The 17,254-nt window shown below is 71.2% G+C and carries 19 protein-coding genes and 1 pseudogene; 14 read left to right on the top strand and 6 right to left on the bottom strand.

Going from position 1 to position 17,254, the window contains the following annotated elements:
* Positions 1-35 precede the first annotated feature (35 nt).
* Together ACN26Z_RS00395 and ACN26Z_RS00400 are read right to left on the bottom strand one after the other, a co-directional pair.
* The gene (locus ACN26Z_RS00395) at positions 36-1,172 is read right to left on the bottom strand and encodes a M23 family metallopeptidase (RefSeq protein WP_421459550.1); all 1,137 of its coding nucleotides are present in this window, start codon (positions 1,170-1,172) and stop codon (positions 36-38) included.
* Entirely contained in the window at positions 1,169-1,723 is a 555-nt protein-coding gene (locus ACN26Z_RS00400) for a hypothetical protein (RefSeq protein WP_421459551.1), read from the bottom strand. Before ACN26Z_RS00400 ends, ACN26Z_RS00395 begins: the two co-directional genes overlap by 4 nt.
* 167 nt (positions 1,724-1,890) lie before the next feature.
* Between ACN26Z_RS00400 and ACN26Z_RS00405 the strand changes: the two genes are divergently transcribed.
* From ACN26Z_RS00405 to ACN26Z_RS00440, 8 genes are all read left to right on the top strand, one after another.
* A complete protein-coding gene (locus tag ACN26Z_RS00405) occupies positions 1,891-2,442 on the top strand; it encodes a hypothetical protein (RefSeq protein ID WP_421459552.1) in 552 nt (183 codons plus the stop codon).
* Positions 2,439-2,741 carry a hypothetical protein gene (locus ACN26Z_RS00410; protein WP_204025982.1) on the top strand — a complete coding sequence of 101 codons (303 nt, stop codon included), beginning with the start codon at positions 2,439-2,441 and terminating at the stop codon, positions 2,739-2,741. Before ACN26Z_RS00405 ends, ACN26Z_RS00410 begins: the two co-directional genes overlap by 4 nt.
* Position 2,742: 1 nt before the next feature.
* On the top strand, positions 2,743-3,486 hold the full coding sequence (locus ACN26Z_RS00415) for a hypothetical protein (protein ID WP_421459553.1): 744 nt from the start codon (positions 2,743-2,745) through the stop codon (positions 3,484-3,486).
* Positions 3,487-3,599: 113 nt separating this feature from the next.
* Positions 3,600-4,754: a hypothetical protein gene (locus ACN26Z_RS00420; RefSeq protein ID WP_421459554.1), complete on the top strand. Its 1,155-nt coding sequence runs from the start codon at positions 3,600-3,602 to the stop codon at positions 4,752-4,754.
* Positions 4,751-6,217, top strand: a complete 1,467-nt coding sequence (locus ACN26Z_RS00425) for an SCO6880 family protein (RefSeq protein ID WP_421459555.1) — start codon at positions 4,751-4,753, stop codon at positions 6,215-6,217. Before ACN26Z_RS00420 ends, ACN26Z_RS00425 begins: the two co-directional genes overlap by 4 nt.
* Positions 6,218-6,226: 9 nt before the next feature.
* Positions 6,227-7,714, top strand: a complete 1,488-nt coding sequence (locus ACN26Z_RS00430) for an ATP/GTP-binding protein (RefSeq protein WP_421459500.1) — start codon at positions 6,227-6,229, stop codon at positions 7,712-7,714.
* The gene (locus ACN26Z_RS00435; protein ID WP_421459501.1) at positions 7,711-9,489 is read left to right on the top strand and encodes a type IV secretory system conjugative DNA transfer family protein; all 1,779 of its coding nucleotides are present in this window, start codon (positions 7,711-7,713) and stop codon (positions 9,487-9,489) included. Before ACN26Z_RS00430 ends, ACN26Z_RS00435 begins: the two co-directional genes overlap by 4 nt.
* Entirely contained in the window at positions 9,486-9,974 is a 489-nt protein-coding gene (locus ACN26Z_RS00440) for a DUF4913 domain-containing protein (protein WP_421459502.1), read from the top strand. The genes ACN26Z_RS00435 and ACN26Z_RS00440 overlap by 4 nt, the downstream gene beginning before the upstream one ends.
* 499 nt (positions 9,975-10,473) lie before the next feature.
* On the opposite strand, the gene ACN26Z_RS00445 is transcribed toward ACN26Z_RS00440, so the two are convergent.
* The gene (locus ACN26Z_RS00445; RefSeq protein WP_091331334.1) at positions 10,474-10,863 is read right to left on the bottom strand and encodes a heavy metal-responsive transcriptional regulator; all 390 of its coding nucleotides are present in this window, start codon (positions 10,861-10,863) and stop codon (positions 10,474-10,476) included.
* A gap of 91 nt (positions 10,864-10,954) precedes the next feature.
* Between ACN26Z_RS00445 and merA the strand changes: the two genes are divergently transcribed.
* From merA to ACN26Z_RS00460, 3 genes are all read left to right on the top strand, one after another.
* Positions 10,955-12,343: a mercury(II) reductase gene (gene merA / locus ACN26Z_RS00450; RefSeq protein ID WP_091331336.1), complete on the top strand. Its 1,389-nt coding sequence runs from the start codon at positions 10,955-10,957 to the stop codon at positions 12,341-12,343.
* On the top strand, positions 12,336-12,608 hold the full coding sequence (locus ACN26Z_RS00455) for a hypothetical protein (protein WP_091331338.1): 273 nt from the start codon (positions 12,336-12,338) through the stop codon (positions 12,606-12,608). Before merA ends, ACN26Z_RS00455 begins: the two co-directional genes overlap by 8 nt.
* 109 nt (positions 12,609-12,717) lie before the next feature.
* Positions 12,718-13,272, top strand: a complete 555-nt coding sequence (locus ACN26Z_RS00460; protein WP_421459503.1) for an alkylmercury lyase family protein — start codon at positions 12,718-12,720, stop codon at positions 13,270-13,272.
* 24 nt (positions 13,273-13,296) lie between these two features.
* Here the strand turns inward: ACN26Z_RS00460 and ACN26Z_RS00465 are convergent, their stop codons facing one another.
* Both ACN26Z_RS00465 and ACN26Z_RS00470 read right to left on the bottom strand, forming a co-directional pair.
* Positions 13,297-13,497: a hypothetical protein gene (locus ACN26Z_RS00465; RefSeq protein ID WP_091331344.1), complete on the bottom strand. Its 201-nt coding sequence runs from the start codon at positions 13,495-13,497 to the stop codon at positions 13,297-13,299.
* Positions 13,498-13,601: 104 nt separating this feature from the next.
* Positions 13,602-13,730 carry a hypothetical protein gene (locus ACN26Z_RS00470; RefSeq protein ID WP_256092950.1) on the bottom strand — a complete coding sequence of 43 codons (129 nt, stop codon included), beginning with the start codon at positions 13,728-13,730 and terminating at the stop codon, positions 13,602-13,604.
* Between the two features lie 87 nt (positions 13,731-13,817).
* On the opposite strand from ACN26Z_RS00470, the gene ACN26Z_RS00475 reads away from it, so the two are divergent.
* The 3 genes from ACN26Z_RS00475 to ACN26Z_RS00485 are packed head-to-tail and all read left to right on the top strand — an operon-like array spanning position 13,818 to position 16,755.
* Positions 13,818-14,198: an ArsR/SmtB family transcription factor gene (locus ACN26Z_RS00475; RefSeq protein ID WP_091331346.1), complete on the top strand. Its 381-nt coding sequence runs from the start codon at positions 13,818-13,820 to the stop codon at positions 14,196-14,198.
* A complete protein-coding gene (locus tag ACN26Z_RS00480) occupies positions 14,195-16,138 on the top strand; it encodes a heavy metal translocating P-type ATPase (protein WP_091331347.1) in 1,944 nt (647 codons plus the stop codon). Before ACN26Z_RS00475 ends, ACN26Z_RS00480 begins: the two co-directional genes overlap by 4 nt.
* On the top strand, positions 16,138-16,755 hold the full coding sequence (locus ACN26Z_RS00485) for a methyltransferase family protein (RefSeq protein WP_091331348.1): 618 nt from the start codon (positions 16,138-16,140) through the stop codon (positions 16,753-16,755). The genes ACN26Z_RS00480 and ACN26Z_RS00485 overlap by 1 nt, the downstream gene beginning before the upstream one ends.
* A gap of 122 nt (positions 16,756-16,877) precedes the next feature.
* On the opposite strand, the pseudogene ACN26Z_RS00490 reads toward ACN26Z_RS00485, so the two are convergent.
* Positions 16,878-17,254: pseudogene (locus ACN26Z_RS00490) on the bottom strand (hypothetical protein); the annotation flags it as partial.

A 17,254-nucleotide genomic window follows, 5' to 3' on the forward strand; every position in this document is an offset into this window, starting at 1 on the left:
CACTCCTACGGGGGTGGCCGCCGCGCTGACGGCGCTCATGGTCGCGCACCGAGTGGAGCGCCCCGGTCCCGCATGAACGGCACCGGGTCAACGGCGTTGCTGCTGTTGGCGTTGTACGGGCCCGACGGGACGTTGACATGCACCTCAAAGTGCAGATGCGGGCCGGAGCTGCCGCCGCTGTTACCGACGAACCCGATCACGGTCCCAGCCGCCACGATGTCACCGATGGTCACCTCGGGTCGCTGGATCATGTGGCAGTAGCGGGTGACGATGTTGCCCGGGTGACGAATGTCGACGTACCAGCCACAGCCCCGGGCACGGGTGTGCCCGTCCCGGTCGCAGGTGGTGTACCAGTCGCACTTGACCTGCTCGACCACTCCGCCCGATGCGGCCCGGATCGCGTCGCCCCGCACATCAGTCTTCGACATGTCCACGCCGGCATGCAGCCGGCCACCGCGGGGACCGAACGGGCTGCCGACGAATGCGTGCAGCGGCTGCACCCATCCGCCCGGTCCGACTGGCACCGGCCCGAGGTCGTCGACGCCGCAGGGGGCCGTCGGGGAGCCGCCACCGACGTCGCGGATGTCGGCCACGCCGAGCACCGCGGCGGCGAGCAGCTCGGCGTCGTCTTCCCACTTCTGGTACTCCTCCGGGTAGCCGGAGCGCTGCACAGCTTGCGCGGCGTCTGTCAGCCGCATTCGCTCCCATCCGTCGACCCGCGCCAGGACCTCGTAGAACTTCGTCGCGGCGTAGCTGGGCGTCATCCGGTCACGTACGCTGCCCCACCCGGGACGTTGCTGGAACAGCCCGACCGAGTCGTGATCGCTGCCCACACCCTCGTGCGGCAGAGCCAACGACTCAGGCACACCTGAGTTGGCGAGGTTGCGCAGCGTGGACTCTTGCATCGCGGTCGCCAGCGCGATCACGTAACCGCGAGCGGGTATCTGCCGACCCCGTCCCACGGTGACGATCACGGTCGCGTTGGCCACCTGAGCGCCGCTCCACTTGCCCACGTCGGGCGCTTCACCGTCGGGTAATGACGTCACCTCGCACGATGCGGCTTCCGCTTGCGACTGGCCGAACATCATGACCGGCAGCACCACCGTGCCGCTGCAAAGCAGCACCACCACCGCTACCACCGCCACGGCCAACGCGATCGGTCTGCGGGTCATCCGATCGCCCGTCGGAAGTCGTTGCCGGTTACCAGCCACCGCTCGCCCAGCGCCGCCACCGTGACCGTCAGGGTGCCGCTGTCTGTGGTGATCTCGTACTCTGCGACGCCGTCCTTTGGTGGTCTCGTGGTCACTGGTTGCCCGGTCACCCGGGTCGCCGGAATCCGGGCCGGGTCGACCGTCCGCAACTGCTCGGCAAAGCCCTTGTCGCAAACCTCCGCGACCTGCCGCAACCATTGATCAGCCGGCAGGTCCGAGCGCACCCAGGTCCGCGCGAAGCGTGCCGCTACCCGTGACGCCTGTGCCGCTGACGGCGGCGACGCGGTCAGCTCGTCGCCTTCATGGTCGTCGCGGCCCGGGGACTCACCAGGTGTCGGTAGCCCCGCGACATCGCCGAGCGTCGGGTACACCGGGCCGCTGCGATCCGGCGCCGGCACGTCCGGCGTGGCTGATCCGGTGCAGCCCCCGACGCCCAGCAGAGCCGCCATGAGCGCCGGACAGATCCCGCGCAGCCGTGCCTTGCCGGTGACAGCAGGCGCTGCCCTTGCCATGTGACGCCCCCCGTGGTGCTCCGATCGCGTCCAGTGTTGACGGAGCAATCACCATAGGACCATTCGTAAACACGGTGCTACTGTCAGGTACTCGTCGGTGACCTTGACACGCGGGGGAGGCATCAAGTGACGAGTGGTAACCGCGCGGCCGTGCTCGGATCCAGGCGGTGAAGGCCGGCACAGTCGCGGCACGCCGCACCCGCCCGACCGCCGCCCTCCAGCTCCCCCTCGCCGCGATTCCCGAGAATCACTACCGGGCCGGATGGCCCCCTGTGTGGTGGGTCGGCTGCCATGGCGGAGCCGGCACGAGCACCCTCGCCCGGCTGGTCGGCTTCGGTGCCGACTTCGGCGCGGCGTGGCCGGCACTCACGCCGGCGATGCCTGGCGCCCAGGTCGTCCTCGTGTGCCGGGCGTCGGCGTCGGGCACCTGGTCGGCGACCGGTGCCGTTGAGCAATGGCGCCGCCGCGCCGGGGTTGCCCGGATGACCTGGCTGCTCGGCGTGGTCGCCGTCGCCGCGTCACCACGGCGTCCACCACGTATCGCCACCGAACGTCTGCGGCTGCTCAGCGGCTGGGCGCCGCAGATCTGGCGCGTCGGCTGGATCGACGACCTGCTCGCTGTCGACGAGCCCACCGACATCGGCACCCCACCCGACATCGAAGCGCTGCGCACCACGATCTGGCACACGCTGCACGCGAAGCAGAGAGGACGACAATGACCCTGCTCGACGGCTTGACGCAGGCAGGCATCCTGCTGGAGCCCGTCCCTAATCCCGGTGGTGGCGTCGCACCGCCCGGTGTCGCCGGCAGCGGTGTCCTGCTCATCCTTCAGTGGATCGCCTGGCTCGCCGTTGCGGCCTGCGTCGCCGGGATGCTCTACACCGCCGCGAAGATGGCCATCTCCCATCGCCGCGGAGACGACACCAACGTCTCACAGTTGGGCTGGGTATTCGGCGCCTGTGTCCTGATCGGCAGCGCGTCCGCGATCGTCGGCGCACTGGTCAACAGCGGGAGTTGACGTGTCCCGCACTCCCGGTACGCAGGACTTCGCCGAGCGCCCACCGTGGACCCGGCCCGGCTTCGTCGCCGCCGCGGTGCTGGTGGCACTCATCCTCCTGGCCGGGCTGCTGATCGTCGTCTTAGCGCCGGACGACGACCCTGCCGACATCACCGACGGACCGTCGCCGACAAGTCAGCCCTCGGCGAGCAGCATGCCGGTGGAGGGCCTGCCCACCGTCGTGCCGACTACACCACCAACCGGGGTGCGGTGGGAACTAGTCGGCCCGATGGCCGTGCCGGTCAGCGACACGGCCGGCCCGACGCAGACCACGGACACCACCGCCTCCGGCTTCACGCACACGCCCGAAGGTGCGTTGATCGCCGCCGCGCAGATCATGGTGAGGTCCAGTCACGCCCTCGGTCGGCAGCGGTGGGAACCGACCATCGAGCAACAGTTCGTACCCAGCGGCGACCGGGACCGGCTCCTCACCGAACTTCGCGCCGTGGCCAGCGAACCCGCAGACCCGGGCTCCCTCAGCCAGATCGCCGGGTTCAGCTACCAGTCGTACACCCCCGACACCGCCGTGATCGGGCTCGTGCTCCGCGCCCCGGCCGCCAGCGCATCCCGCTACCACGTCCTGTCCCTGACGCTGCTCTGGCGGGGCGGCGACTGGCGGATGCAGGCACCTCCCGGGGGTAGCTGGCTCTCGGTCAACCGCATGACCGACAACCTCTCCGGCGTCATCGAGTGGGGGCCGCGGTAGTGCCGTGCATTCCCGTCGTCGACCCGCTGTGCCTTCCAGGCCGGGTCGCTGAGAACGTCGCCGGCCGCTTTCTCGATGAGATAGCCGTAGAGGCGTCCGATGCTGCCGCCGAGATGCTGGAGACCCTGGTCGCCGGATGGCTGCACGTCGGCACCCCAGGAATCTCCCAAACCTCTGGGGTGGTGGCCGAGCTACGCACGCACACGAACTGGGCGGTCGCCGCGGTCGCGGTCGGCGCGTTGCTGGTCGGGGCGATCCGGCTGGCCATCGAGCGCAACGGCCGGGAAGCCGGTTCCATCGCCAAGGGCCTGGTGGCCCTCGTCGTAATCACTGGCGCGGGTGTGCCAGCAGTGCAGACACTCATCCAGGTCGGCGACGCCTACTCCAATTGGATCCTCGACATCGCCGCCGACGATGACCTCGGCGACCGGTTGCTACTGCTGGCTCCAGCCGCAAGCACCACCGGCATGACTCCGATCATGGTGATCGGGGTCTCGCTGGTGATGTTCCTGGCCACGATGGTGCAGCTGCTGATGCTGCTGGCCCGCAACGCCGGACTCGTCCTCCTGGCCGGCCTGCTGCCGCTGGCCGCCGCATCGGGCATCTCCGGATCCGGGCAGGCAGTACGCAACCGGTACCTGACGTGGCTGCTCGCGCTGGTGCTGTACAAGCCGGCCGCCGCGACGATCTACGCGGCGGTGTTCTGGCTCATCGGTGATGGGCAGACCCTCACGGACGTGCTCACCGGTCTGGTGATGTTCTGCATGGCGATCGTGGCGCTGCCGGCGCTGCTGCGGCTGATCGCTCCGGGGGTATCCGTGCTGTCCAGCGGCGGCGCAGCCGGCGGTGCTGGTGTGGCGGCGGTCTCCGCGGCCGGGCAGGTCGCCTCCGGAGCGGTGCGGTTGTCCAACAGCGGCGGAACCGGTGGCGGCGGAACCGGTGGCCACACGGGCGGCGGAACCGGTCGGCCCGGAGGCGCGTCGCCGTCAGCGCCGTCACCACGCCCGTCCGGCGGCGGCGCTACCGCAGGCACCGCCGGCAGCGCTGGCCCGGCTGCGACCGGGGGCACTGCCGCTGCCGGCACGGCGGCGGGTACAGGTGCTGGCACCAGCTCCGCCGCTGCGGGCGCGGGTACCGGTGCCGCAGCAGCGGGCGGCCCGGCCGGGCTCGCCGTGGCCGGTGGTGTCGCCGCCACACAGGCAGGCCAGGCCACCGTGCGGAAGATCGGTGGTACCGCCTCCGGCGCGGTAGACGGTGATCGTTCGTGAGCATTGGAGTACGGGACCGACCGACCGAGCAGCGCACCTACGGCAACTGGCGACTCGGCCGGGGCGCTGGACTGTTCGGCCTCGGCCCGGCCGGCACCATCGCCGCGTTCCTGGTCATGGTGCTCGCCGCCGCCATGCTGCCGGTCTCCCCGCTCGCGTCGCTGCTCACGGCGATCCTCGGCGTCCTGGTCCTCGCCCCGCTGGCGATCCGGGTCAACGGCCGTACCGGATTCCAGGTCATCACCGCCAAGGTGGCGTGGTGGCTGACGCGGGCCCGCCGTCATCACATCTACGTCTCCGGGGTCGCGTCCCGGGCCACCGCCGCCCACCAGCTCCCCGGGGTACTGGCCCGTTCCGAGGTGTACGAGGTGGAGACCGGACGCTCCGGCCTCCTCGCGGTCGTCGTGGTGCCGCAGAGCCGCCACTACACCGTCACCCTGCGCTGCGCGCCGGAAGGGTTGGACCTCGTCGACCAGGCGGTCATCGACGCCCGCGTGGCGCACCTGGCCACCTGGCTGTCGGCGCTGTCCCGCGAGCCGCACCTGGTGCAGGCGCAGGTCACCGTCGAGACCACCCCGGATCCCGGCACCCGACTCGCCGCCGAGGTCGCCGCCACGTCCCGGCCGGACGCCCCAGCGTTGGCCCTGCAAGTGCTCAACGACGTCGTCGAGTCGTCGCCGGCCGGCTCCGCGACGGTCGACACTCGGGTCTCGCTGACCTACACCGCCCCGCCCGGCCGGTCGATGTCCCACGAAGACGTCTGCCGGGAGGTCGCCGCCCGACTGCCGCACCTGCACGCCGGTCTGACCGGCGCGACCGGCGCTGGAATCACGCCGCTGTCTGCGCGCAGCCTCGCCGTCGTGGTGCGGGCCGCCTACGACCCGGCCGTCGCCGTGGAACTCGCCCGGGATCCGCAGTTGGCTCCGGACTGGCCCCAGGCCGGGCCGGTGGCCACCCGGGAAAGCTGGGATTCCTACCGGCACGACTCCGCGTTCTCGCGGACCTGGTGCATGGTCGAGGCACCCCGGGGAGTGGTGTACTCGCGGCTGTTCGCCCGGCTCACCGACCCCGATCCGCAACTACTGCGCAAGCGGGTCACCATGGTCTACCGGCCTTATTCCCCCGGCGACGCAGCCCGGCTGGTGGAGGCCGACAAACGCGACGCCCGGTTCCTGGCCAGCAAGAAGCATCGGCCCAGCGCCCGAGACATGACCGACGTCGTCGCCGCCGAGCAAGCCGCAGAAGAGGAAGCCGCCGGTGCCGGCGTCGTCCGGTTCACCGTGCTGGTCACCGCCACCGTCGCCGACGAGAAGCAGCTCGACGAGGCCGCCGGCATCATCCGGGCCCGCGCCGGTGAGGCCCGGCTGGTGCTACGGCCGATGTACGGCTGCCAGGCCGCCGGGTTCGCCGCCGGCCTGCCCGCCGGTGTCGTGCTGCCCACCCACGCCACGATCCCCTTCTAGGACACCGGCATGACCATCAGCACCCGGGACAACAGCATGCAACCGCCACTGCGTCGACCAGCCGCACGCCGGCCCGGCCGGCTCGGCTACTCCGGGCCCGGCGGGGGCCGGTGGTCCTGGATCGAACCACCCACGGAGTACCGGGGCACCACCGTCCAGGTGTGCGGACTGTTCCCGTTCGGCACCGGCGCCTCAACCCCGATGATCGGCGTCCCCGTCGGCCGGCACCTCTACACCGGCAGCGCGGTGTGCTTCGACCCGATCTCCTGGTACACGAGAGCGAGGTTGATCAACAACCCGTCGGTGTGGATCGAGGGCGAGCCCGGAATGGGCAAGTCCACCGCCGTCCGCCGGATGGTCCTCGGCCTCACCGCCCAGGGCGTGACCCCGCTGATCCTCGGCGACCTCAAACCCGACTACGCCGAACTGGTACACGCCCTGGGCGGTCAGGTGCTGCGCGTGGGGCCGGGCCTGGACCGGATCAACCCCCTCGATGCCGGACCGTGGCGGCAGGTCCTCGACCGGGTCGACGACCGCACCGGTGCCGTCGTCCGCGCGGCCGTCACCGACCGTCGCCTGAACATGTTGGTCGCCCTCGCCACCTTGGTCCGCCGGGGCCCGGTCAGCTCCGACGAGACCACCGTGCTGGCCGCCGCGCTGCGCTTCCTCGCCGAACGCGAGACCGACACCCAGCCAGTGCTCTCCGACGTCCTGGCCGTCATCCGCGACGCGCCCGCCGAGGTCCGCGCGGTCACCCTCTGGCAGGAAGAGGGAGATCTCCCCCGGTTCCGGGAGGACACCGCCGCACTGCACCGCACCTTGCTGGCCCTGCTGCACGGCCCACTCGGCGACACCTTCGAGGGGCAGACCACCACCGCGATTCGCCTGGACACCCCGGCCGTGTGCGTCGACATCTCCGGCATCGACGACACCGACGAGCTGCGCACCGCCGCGACCCTGCTGTCGACCTGGTCGTACGGCTTCGCCCAGGTGGAGGCCGCGCACCTGATGGCCGACCTCGGCCTGGCCCCGGCCCGGACGTTCTTCACCGTGCTCGACGAGCTGTGGCGGGCGCTACGGGTCGGGCACGGCCTGGTCGACCGCGCCGACGGCCTCACCCGCCTCAACCGGCAGAAGGGCACCGGCACCGCCTTCATCACCCACTCCCTCGCCGACCTGGAAGCGCTGCCCACCGCACACGACCGGGCCAAAGCCCGCGGTTTCGCCGAACGCAGCGCCGTGCTCATGATCGGTCCGTGTTCCGAACAGGAACTCGACGCCGTCGCCCGCGTACGGCCGTTGTCGCAGGCAGAACGGCGGGAGGTGCTGTCCTGGTCGGCACCACCGTCCTGGACGGCCACGGAGGGCGGGGAAACCGTCGGGCGCGGGAACTTCCTCATCAAGGTCGGATCGAGGCCGGGAATCCCCGTGCACCTGGAGCCCACCGAGGTGGAGAAGCAGCTCGGCAACACCGACTTCCGCTGGACGATGACGTGAACCGGCCCGCCGGACCGCGCGGTGGCCACGACGACGCCGGTCTGATCGTGGGCGGGCTCGCCGCCCTGGTCCTGGTCCTCGCCGGCACGGTGTGGCTACCGGTCGTGCTGACCCGACCGCCCGGCTACACCGGCGGCCACCCAATCCAGGTCGCCCTCGCCGTGCTGCGCGGAGACATCACCTGGACCACCGCGTGCACGCTCGTCGCGGTCGGCCAGCTCGCCATCCTGCTGCTGCTGATCGGGGCGGTGGTCGCGATCAGGCGGTGGATCCGCCGGCGACGGACCCGGGTCGACTCGGCCGCCCGGCGCATGGCCACCCGCGCCGACCTGGCACACCTCGGCCCGAAGGGGGTCGCCGACAGCGGCCGGCGACTGCGACCCAGCCTCGCCGACGTCGACCGGCCCGACCCCGACCAGCTCGGCGTGCTCATCGGCACCACCGTCGCCGGCGGGATGCCGCTGCGCCAGTCCTGGGAGGACATGGCCGTCGACATCTGGGGCCCGCGTACCGGCAAGACCACCAGCCGGGCCATCCCCGCCATCGTCGCCGCACCCGGTCCGACCCTGGTCACCAGCGTCAAGGGCGACATCGTCGACGCCACCCGTGAGATCCGCGCAGCCCGGGGCACGGTGTGGGTGTTCGATCCGCAGCACATTCTCGGCGCCGAGCAGGGCATGTGGTGGAACCCGCTGCGTGCCGTGGCCACCATCACCGACGCCCGGCGGCTCGCCGAGCACTTCGCCGCCGCCGAACGAGAGCCGGGCGTCAGCCGCGACGCCTTCTTCGACCCCTCCAGCGAGGAGCTGGTGGCGAACCTGCTCCTCGCGGCCGCCGTGTCCGGGCGAGACATCCTCGCCGCCTACCGGTGGTCGGTCAGCCCTCGGGACGACGAACCGGCGATGCTGCTGCGCGAGCACGGCTTCGACCTACCCGCTGACGCGGTGTCCGGCGTGGTCAACATGCCCGACAAGACCCGCGGTGGCATCTACGCCGGTGCCCAGAAGATGCTCATGTGCCTGACCGAGCCGGCCGTCACCCGCTGGGTCACCCCACCCACCCGAGGCAGGGTGCTCACGTTCGACCCGGCCGCGTTCGTGACCTCCACCGACGTGCTGTACCTGCTCTCCCAAGGCGGGCCCGGCTCCCCCGCCCCCCTGGTCGCCGCGCTCACCGACGCCGTCCTGCGCGCTGGCGAGCTACAGGCACGCGCCTCGGCCGGCCGACGCCTCGACCCGCCGCTGCTGAGCATCCTCGACGAAGCGGCGAACATCTGCCGGCTACGCCAACTGCCCAACCTGTACTCGTACTACGGCTCCCACGGCCTGCCCATCATCACGATCCTGCAGTCCTACCCCCAAGGCGTCGACGTGTGGGGACGCGAAGGCATGCGCAAGCTGTGGTCCGCCGCGAACGTCCGCACCTACGGCGGCGGCGTCGCCGACCCCGACTGGCTCGAAGAACTCTCCAAACTCATCGGGGAGCACGACGTCACCACCCGGTCGACCAGCAGCAGCGGATCCGGCTGGGGCCAACGCTCGGTCTCCCACGCCACCCGCCGCCAACGCATCCTCGACGTCTCCGACCTCCACGCTCTACCTCGCGGCCGGATGATCGTCTACGCCTCCGGAGCACCACCTGCCCTCGCCCGCACCGCCCCATGGCAGGACGGACCTCACGCCGCCGCTATCCGGGCCTCGATCGACCGCTGGGATCCCACCGGCCGCACCGACTGGACCCTCACCCCCGACGCCCCGCCGGAGCCAGCACCATGACCAGCCCGCTCCCCGGACCGGCCACCGATCCGGTCGCCGACCTCAGCGCCCTACTCGGCGAACTGGCCGGCGACCACCAAGCCGACCCGCCGCCGGCCACTTCCAAGCCGGCCGGTGACGAGCCGGTCTACCGCAACGTCGAAGCGTTCGTCGGGGACTACCTCGCCCACGTCGTGGAGCGTCGCCTCGCCAGCGGACCGACCTCCGGGCTGAACTGGTGCCCGCGCTGGTGGGCCCACCCGGAAGCGATCTCCCGTCTGTACGCGCTCTGGCGAGCATGGGAGACCCTGCGGGTCAGCGACCCGCAGACCGGCATGAGCATCTGGTGGCGCGACCACCTCGACCCCCACCTCGCCGCGCTCGCCGCCGAGTACGGCCCGTTCAGCCGGTGCGACCCGACCAAGCACACCGAACCTCGACCGCTTCCGGTCGAGCTGGCGCCGCCGGAGGTGCTCGCGCAGCTTCCCGACGCCACCGGCACTTGATTCCGCAGCATCACTGCGGACCGGGCCGCCTCGACCACCGGCGTGGCTACTGCGCCTCGGAGATCACCACCACCGGTGGAGTGCACCTATTCGACTCCTGCGCTATTCGCTGATCATGAGCGCGGGGCCGCCCTTCGCCGCCTCAACCGAATTCGGCAGCAGAGCCGACGGCCGCAGGCTGCAGTCGTTGGCCGGATGAGCAGGGCAGCCAACCACGCTGGCAGGTCGCGAGTTGTTGTGTCGCGGTTGACGACGTACGACCGGTCGGCGACGACCGACTTCGGGGCCCGCACGGTCTGCTCCCTCAGGGCCTACCGGCTTCCGGACCAAAAACAACTCCAGCGCTGGTCAAACCGGATGACGATCCCGGCTCCAGTCATTCGCGCAGGCCGCCCTGACCTGCGCTGGAGTTGTTTCTCGCTGAAAACTACGGCGAGGCCTAGGGGCTGGCGGGTACCAGGGCGGCGGTCACGGCGGATCCCCTCTCGCGGGGGTGGGGTTACAGGTAGCGGCAGACCTGCTCTGGATGGCAACTGCCAGGGTCGGGCGTGCTGGCGGCGTCGTGCAGCTGCGTGACTGTGTCGCGTAGCGCCTGCAGGTCGGCGATCTGGGCGTCGAGGTCGCGCAGCCGCGTGGCGAGCAGGTCCTCGACGTGCGCGCACGGGGCGTGGCCCCGGTCGCGGACGTCGAGGACCTCGCGGATCTGCGCCAGGGTCAGTCCGGCGGCGCGGCCACGGCGGATGAAGTCCAGCCGCGCCACCGCCTCCACGCCGTACTGGCGGTACCCGGCTGCGGTGCGCCCGGCGGGGCGCAGCAGGCCGATGTCTTCGTAGAAGCGCAGCGTCTTGGTCGTGGTGCCCGTGACCGCCGCGAGCTCACCGATCCGCAATCCCGGTCACCTTCCGCCTCTTGACCTTACCCTGCACTGGAAGGTCCAGTCTTAGCTCGGTAAGGGCCCGATGACCAGCGGAAGGCAGCTCATGGCGGACAACGACGACGTCGATCTCGCGGTGGTGGGCTCCGGCGGGGCGGCGATGGCCGCCGCGATCGCGGCCCGGCAGGCCGGCGCGAGGGTGGTGCTCATCGAACGGGCGGTGCTGGGTGGCACGTGCGTGAACGTCGGTTGTGTGCCGTCGAAGACGCTGCTGGCCGCGGCCGGCACTCGGCACGCTGCGCTGTCCAACCCGTTTCCTGGGGCGCCCACCTCCGCCGACGGAGTGGACCTGCGCGCGCTCGTCGGGCAGAAGGACGAGCTGGTGGGTCGGCTACGGCAGGCCAAGTACGGCGACGTCGCCGCCGCCTACGGCTTCGAGGTCCGGCCCGGGCAGGCCCGGTTCACCGATGGCGACACCCTCACCATCGACGACCGGCCGCTGCGTGCTCGCGCCTACGTGATCGCGACCGGTGCTGAACCGGCCCGGCCTGATCTGCCCGGCCTCGGCGAGGTGGACTACCTGACCTCTACCACGGCGATGGAGCAGTCCGAGCTGCCTGACTCGCTGGTAGTGGTCGGCGGCGGGTACGTCGGCATGGAACAGGCGCAGTTGTTCGCCCACCTCGGCACCCGGGTCACCCTGGTCGGGCGGCTCGCGCCGAGGGCCGAACCGGAACTCGCCGAGGCGCTGCGCGCCGTGTTCGCCGACGACGGCATCACCATGCTGGAAGAGCACGCCACCGAGGTGCAGCGCGCTGCCGGCGGGGTGGAGGTCGTCACCGCGTCCGGGCGGCGGGCGAGCGGGCAGCGGCTGCTGGTGGCCACTGGCCGGCGGGCCCGCACCGACGGCCTCGACCTGGCCGTCGCCGGCGTGAAGACCGACGAGCGGGGGTTCGTGGTTGTCGACGCCGCGCAGCGCACCACCAACCCCCGGGTGTATGCCGCGGGCGACGTCACCGGCGCACCGCAGTACGTCTACGTCGCCGCCGCCACCGGCCGCGTCGCGGCGGTCAACGCCCTCGCCGGCGACGGCACCCGCCCGGCCCGGTTGGACTACACCGGCCTGCCGTCGGTGGTGTTCACCCGGCCGCAGCTGGCCTCGGCCGGGCTCACCGAAGCCGACGCCCTCGCCGCCGGGCACGACTGCGCCTGCCGCATCCTCGACCTCGCCGACGTGCCCAGGGCGCTGGTCAACCGCGACACCCGCGGAGCGGTCAAGGTCGTCGCGGACGCGAACACCGGCCGGGTGCTCGGCGTCCACGCCCTCGCCGACGGCGCCGGAGAGATGATGCTGGCCGCCACCTACGCCATCAAAGCCGGGATGACCGTCGACGACATCGCCGACACCTGGGCGCCCTACCTGACGATGGCCGAAAGCCTGCGGATCACCGCCGGGACGTTCCGCAACGAACTGCCGACCTCCTGCTGTGCCTGACAGCCGCCCCCGCCGCAGCGCCGTATGGGCCGCCGGCGCCCTGGCCGTGTGCTGCACCCTGCACGCACTGCTGCTCACCGGCGGCCTCGCCGGCATCGGCGCCGGCATCGGCGCGGCCACCAGCAACACCGCGCTGCTCGGCACCGCCGGCGTGGTCCTCGCCGTGGCCATCGGTGTCGTCATCGCCTGGCACCGGCGCCGCCCCAGACACCAAGGCTGCCCACCAGCCCCGAACGAGCGGAGCCACCATGAACAGCAGCGATAGCGACGGCGACCTCGCCACGATGCTGTCCTGCGCCGGGCTGCCCCCCGACAACCTGCTCACCCGCCGGGCCGCGCTGCCCGCCCCGCTACGGGATCTGCACTAGCGGGTGTTGGCCAGCTTCGCCACCACCGGCGCACCACCGCCGACGTCGCAGCTTGCCGACTCGGCCCGCGCACACGGCGTGGACCTGCCCGACACCCTGCGCGAGCTCAGCCACACCGAGCTGGTGTTCACCGACCCGGACACCTCCGTGGTCACCGGCGCGGTGCCCTTCGCCGCCGGCGCCTCGCCGCACCGGGTCCGCATCGCCAGCGGGCCGCAGGCCTTCGCCAACTGCGCAATCGACGCACTCGGCATCGCCGCGATGCTCAACCGCGACATCGACATCACCTCGACCGACCCGCACAGCGGCGAACCGATCACCGCCACCAGCCGGACCGGACAGTGGATCTGGCACCCTCAGACGGCAGTCGTGTTCGTCGGCTCACGCGGCACCGGCCCAATCACCCAAAGCTGCTGCCCAGTCATCAACTTCTTCACCAACACCGACCACGCCACGGCCTACCAACACCGACACGACCTGTCCGGAGTCGTGCTCACAATGCCCCAAGCCGTCCGCGCTGGCGCGCTCATCTTCGGCGACCTCATGCGCGAGCCGACCTGAACCCCGGTTCTGTACGAGGAACCCTCAACGGACACCCGCCCGGTCGGGGACGGACGTCGCCTTGATCCCAACAGGGAACAATTCGGCAACCGGCGAACGAGCACGCACGAACGCCTCGTCCACGTCCGTCAGCGTGAAGTGCCGAATCAGGTCCACCCGGCCGATCTCCGGGAACGCCCGAAGCTGCGCCAGCTCCTCCTCAGAGAACACATCCCGCGTACCCACGAACCCACCACCCAGCCATCGACCGTCACCAAACGGACGGGAGGCTACGGGTCCGTCAGACCGAGATCAATGCCCCAGTTCTTAGCGTTGTTTTGGTCCGGAAACTACGGACGGGCCCTCAGCACCTCGTACGTCTTCGGGTCCTGCTCGTACCAGGTCTCACAGCGGGTGGCCCGGTCCGGCACCCAGGTACGCAGCTGCCGGGGCCACACCGCGGGCAGGAAGACCAGCATGGGCGCGTCCGGGGCCAACTGCCGAGCGGGCGGTGACGTGGACCACGCCGCCGGTAATGCATTCCCTAATGGCGCTAGTATCGCTGCATGGCGATGAATCGTGTGGAGGGCTGTGACCGGGCCGGGTTGAGTCCGGCGGTGGCGTTGTTCGCGTCTCTGGCCGATCCGACCCGGCTGCGGATCGTTCAGCGGCTGGCCCGGGGGCAGGCTCGGGTGGTGGACCTGACCGGCGAGCTGGGTCTGGCTCAGTCGACGGTGTCGAAGCATCTGGCGTGTCTGCGTGACTGTGGCCTGGTCGACTATCGGCCGGTCGGCCGGGCGTCGGTGTACTCGTTGGCCCGGCCTGAGTTGCTCGATCTGCTCGCCAGCGCCGAGCAGTTGCTGGCCGCCACCGGCGATGCGGTGGCGCTGTGCCCCAACTACGGCCCTGACGGTACCGGGATCGGCGACGAGGAGGCTGTGCGATGAGCGACGCGTGCGGCTGCGGAGACGACGAACCCCGCGTGGAAGGTGCCGAGGAGGAGCGCGAGCCCGAGCGGCTGTGGCAGGTCAGCGAGTTGCGGGCTGCTGCCGTCGCCGGGGTGTTTCTGCTCGCCGGGTTCATCGCCGGGCTGGTCGACGCCCCGCGCCCGGTTGGCATCGGCCTCAACACTGTTGCGTTGCTGGTCGGCGCGTGGACGTTTGTGCCGAACACCCTGAAACGCCTGGCCAAGGGAAAGATCGGCGTCGGCACTTTGATGACGATCGCCGCTGTCGGTGCGGTGGTGCTCGGCGAGGTCACCGAGGCCGCCATGCTGGCGTTCCTCTACTCCATCAGCGAAGGCTTGGAGGAGTACTCCGTCGCCCGGACTCGGCGCGGCCTGCGGGCGCTGCTCAACCTCGTACCCGCTGAGGCGACAGTCCTTCGCGAAGGGGCGCAAGTCACCATCGACCCCGCCCAGTTGCGCGTTGGTGATCTGCTGCTCGTGCGGCCCGGTGAACGCCTGGCGACCGATGGTGTGATCCGCACGGGCCGTTCCGCGCTCGACGTGTCCGCATTGACCGGTGAGTCCGTGCCGGTTGAGGCGAATCCTGGTGATGCCGTCTACGCCGGTTCGATCAATGGCACCGGTGCCATTGAGGTGCAGGTGACCGCTACCGCGTCCGACAACTCTCTGGCGCGGATCGTGCGCATCGTGGAGGCCGAGCAGTCTCGCAAGGGTGCCGCCCAGCGGCTCGCCGACCGGATCGCCAAACCGCTGGTACCCGGCATCATGATTCTCGCCGCGATCATCGCCGTGGCCGGCGCTCTAGCCGGCGATCCACGTACCTGGATCGAACGTGCCCTCGTCGTGCTCGTCGCCGCTTCCCCGTGCGCGCTGGCCATCTCCGTGCCGGTAACCGTCGTCGCCGCGATCGGCGCCGCCAGCCGCATCGGCGCGCTGGTCAAGGGCGGCGCCGCACTCGAAGCGTTGGGCCGGATCCGCGCGGTCGCGCTGGACAAGACCGGCACCCTGACCCGCAACGAACCCACCGTCGTTGACGTTGCCACCACCGACACGACCAGCCGCGACCAGGTCCTTCGGGTCGCCGCAGCACTCGAATCACGCAGCGAACACCCCCTGGCCCGGGCGATCCTCGCCGCCGCACCCGACCACATCCCGGCCGCCGACGTCGAGGCCGTCACCGGTGCCGGCCTGACCGGCATCGTCGACGACCGGCCGGCACGGCTCGGCCGCCCCGGCTGGATCCACCCCGGCCCCTTGGGCGAGCACGTCACCGCCATGCAGACAGCCGGCGCGACCGCCGTCCTCGTCGAACACGACGGCACCCTGATCGGCGCCATCGCCGTCCGCGACGAACTACGACCCGAAGCCGCCGAAGTCGTCGCCCGGCTCCACGCCGACGGATACACCGTGGCGATGCTCACCGGCGACAACACCCGCACCGCCACCGCACTCGCCGCCCAGGCCGGCATCGACGAGGTTCACGCCGACCTTCGACCCGAGGACAAGTCCCGCATCATCACGGCCATGCGCGCCGCGCGGCCGACCGCGATGGTCGGTGACGGTGTCAACGACGCCCCTGCCCTGGCCACCGCCGACGTCGGCATCGCCATGGGCGCCATGGGGACCGACGTCGCGATCGAAACCGCCGACGTCGCGCTGATGGGCGAAGACCTGCGGCACCTGCCACAAACCCTTGCCCACGCTCGCCGAAGCCGCCGCATCATGCTGCAGAACGTCGGCCTGTCCCTTGGACTGATCACCGTTCTTATCCCGCTGGCCACCTTCGGCGTCCTCGGCCTGGCCGCTGTCGTCCTGATCCACGAACTCGCCGAAATCGTCGTCATCGGCAACGGCGTACGCGCCGGCCGCACCCGCTCCCTGCCAGCCGCCCAGCCTGGGTTTGCAGGAGGGGCACGGTGATGGCTGCGATCGCGGTCGCGTTGTACCTGACCGGCCTCGGGCTGGCGTTCGGGTGGCGCAGCGTCGCGCAGTGGAAGGCAACCGGCGACACAGGGCTGCGGCTGGATGCCGGTCCGCCCGGGTCGGTGGGCTGGTGGGCGAAACTGCTGTTCGTCGCCGCGCTGCTGCTCGGCCTCGCCGGTCCGGCTGCTGCCCTGGCCAGGATGGACCCGGTCAGCGTTCTTGACCACAGCAGGCTGCGGGTGGCTGGGCTGGTCCTGGTCGGCGCCGGCGTGACCGCCACCCTCGCCGCGCAACTGAGCATGGGCGCCTCCTGGCGCGTCGGGGTCGACCCGGCCGAGCGCACCGCCCTGGTCACCGGCGGCGCGTTCGCCCTGGCCCGCAACCCCATCTTCACCGCCATGACCGCCACCAGCGCCGGTCTTGCCGCGATGGTGCCCAACCCCATCGCCCTGGCCGCCACCGCAGTCCTGGTCGCGTCGATCCAGCTGCAGGTCCGCGCCGTCGAGGAGCCCTACCTTGCCCGCACCCACGGCGCCGCCTACGCCGACTACGCCGCCCGGGTCGGCCGATTCTGGCCCGGAATCGGCCGCCGACCAGCACCGACCCGTCGCTGAGCGCGCCTCTCACTCACGATCAACCACTGATCGTTGATCTTTCGCGGAAAGCTACGGGCGGGCCCAGTCGCAGGCGATGTCCATTTCCGCAGCCTACGGCCCCGAGCAGAGGGATGGACCGGTCATGGGTGCGGGGCGTCGGGGTCGGGTCGGCTGTTGAGATAGGCGGTCCAGTCGGCTCGGGCGTAGGTGCTCCAGGTGGCGGCGGTCTTGTGGGTGAGGCCGAACAGGTCGGTGATGACGGGTGCGGGCAGGTCGGCCGCGAGGGCGATCAGGGCGTTGTTGCGGGCGGCGCCAACGGGAATGCCGTGTTGGCGTAGACGGTGTCCGAGGCTGGCCGCCGCGATGGGGCGGGTCGGCGGTCTGCCCGGGAAGAGGTAGGCGGCCTGGGCCTGCGCGGTGGGGCGCAGACCGAACGTGCGTGGTGGTTGCGCGATGAGCTGGTCGACGAGCTGCGCGAGGGTCGGCGGCAGCAGGACCGGCACGGAGTCGAGGGCCA

This window comes from Verrucosispora sp. WMMD703, from assembly GCF_049178935.1.
GTDB lineage: Bacteria > Actinomycetota > Actinomycetes > Mycobacteriales > Micromonosporaceae > Micromonospora > Micromonospora sediminimaris.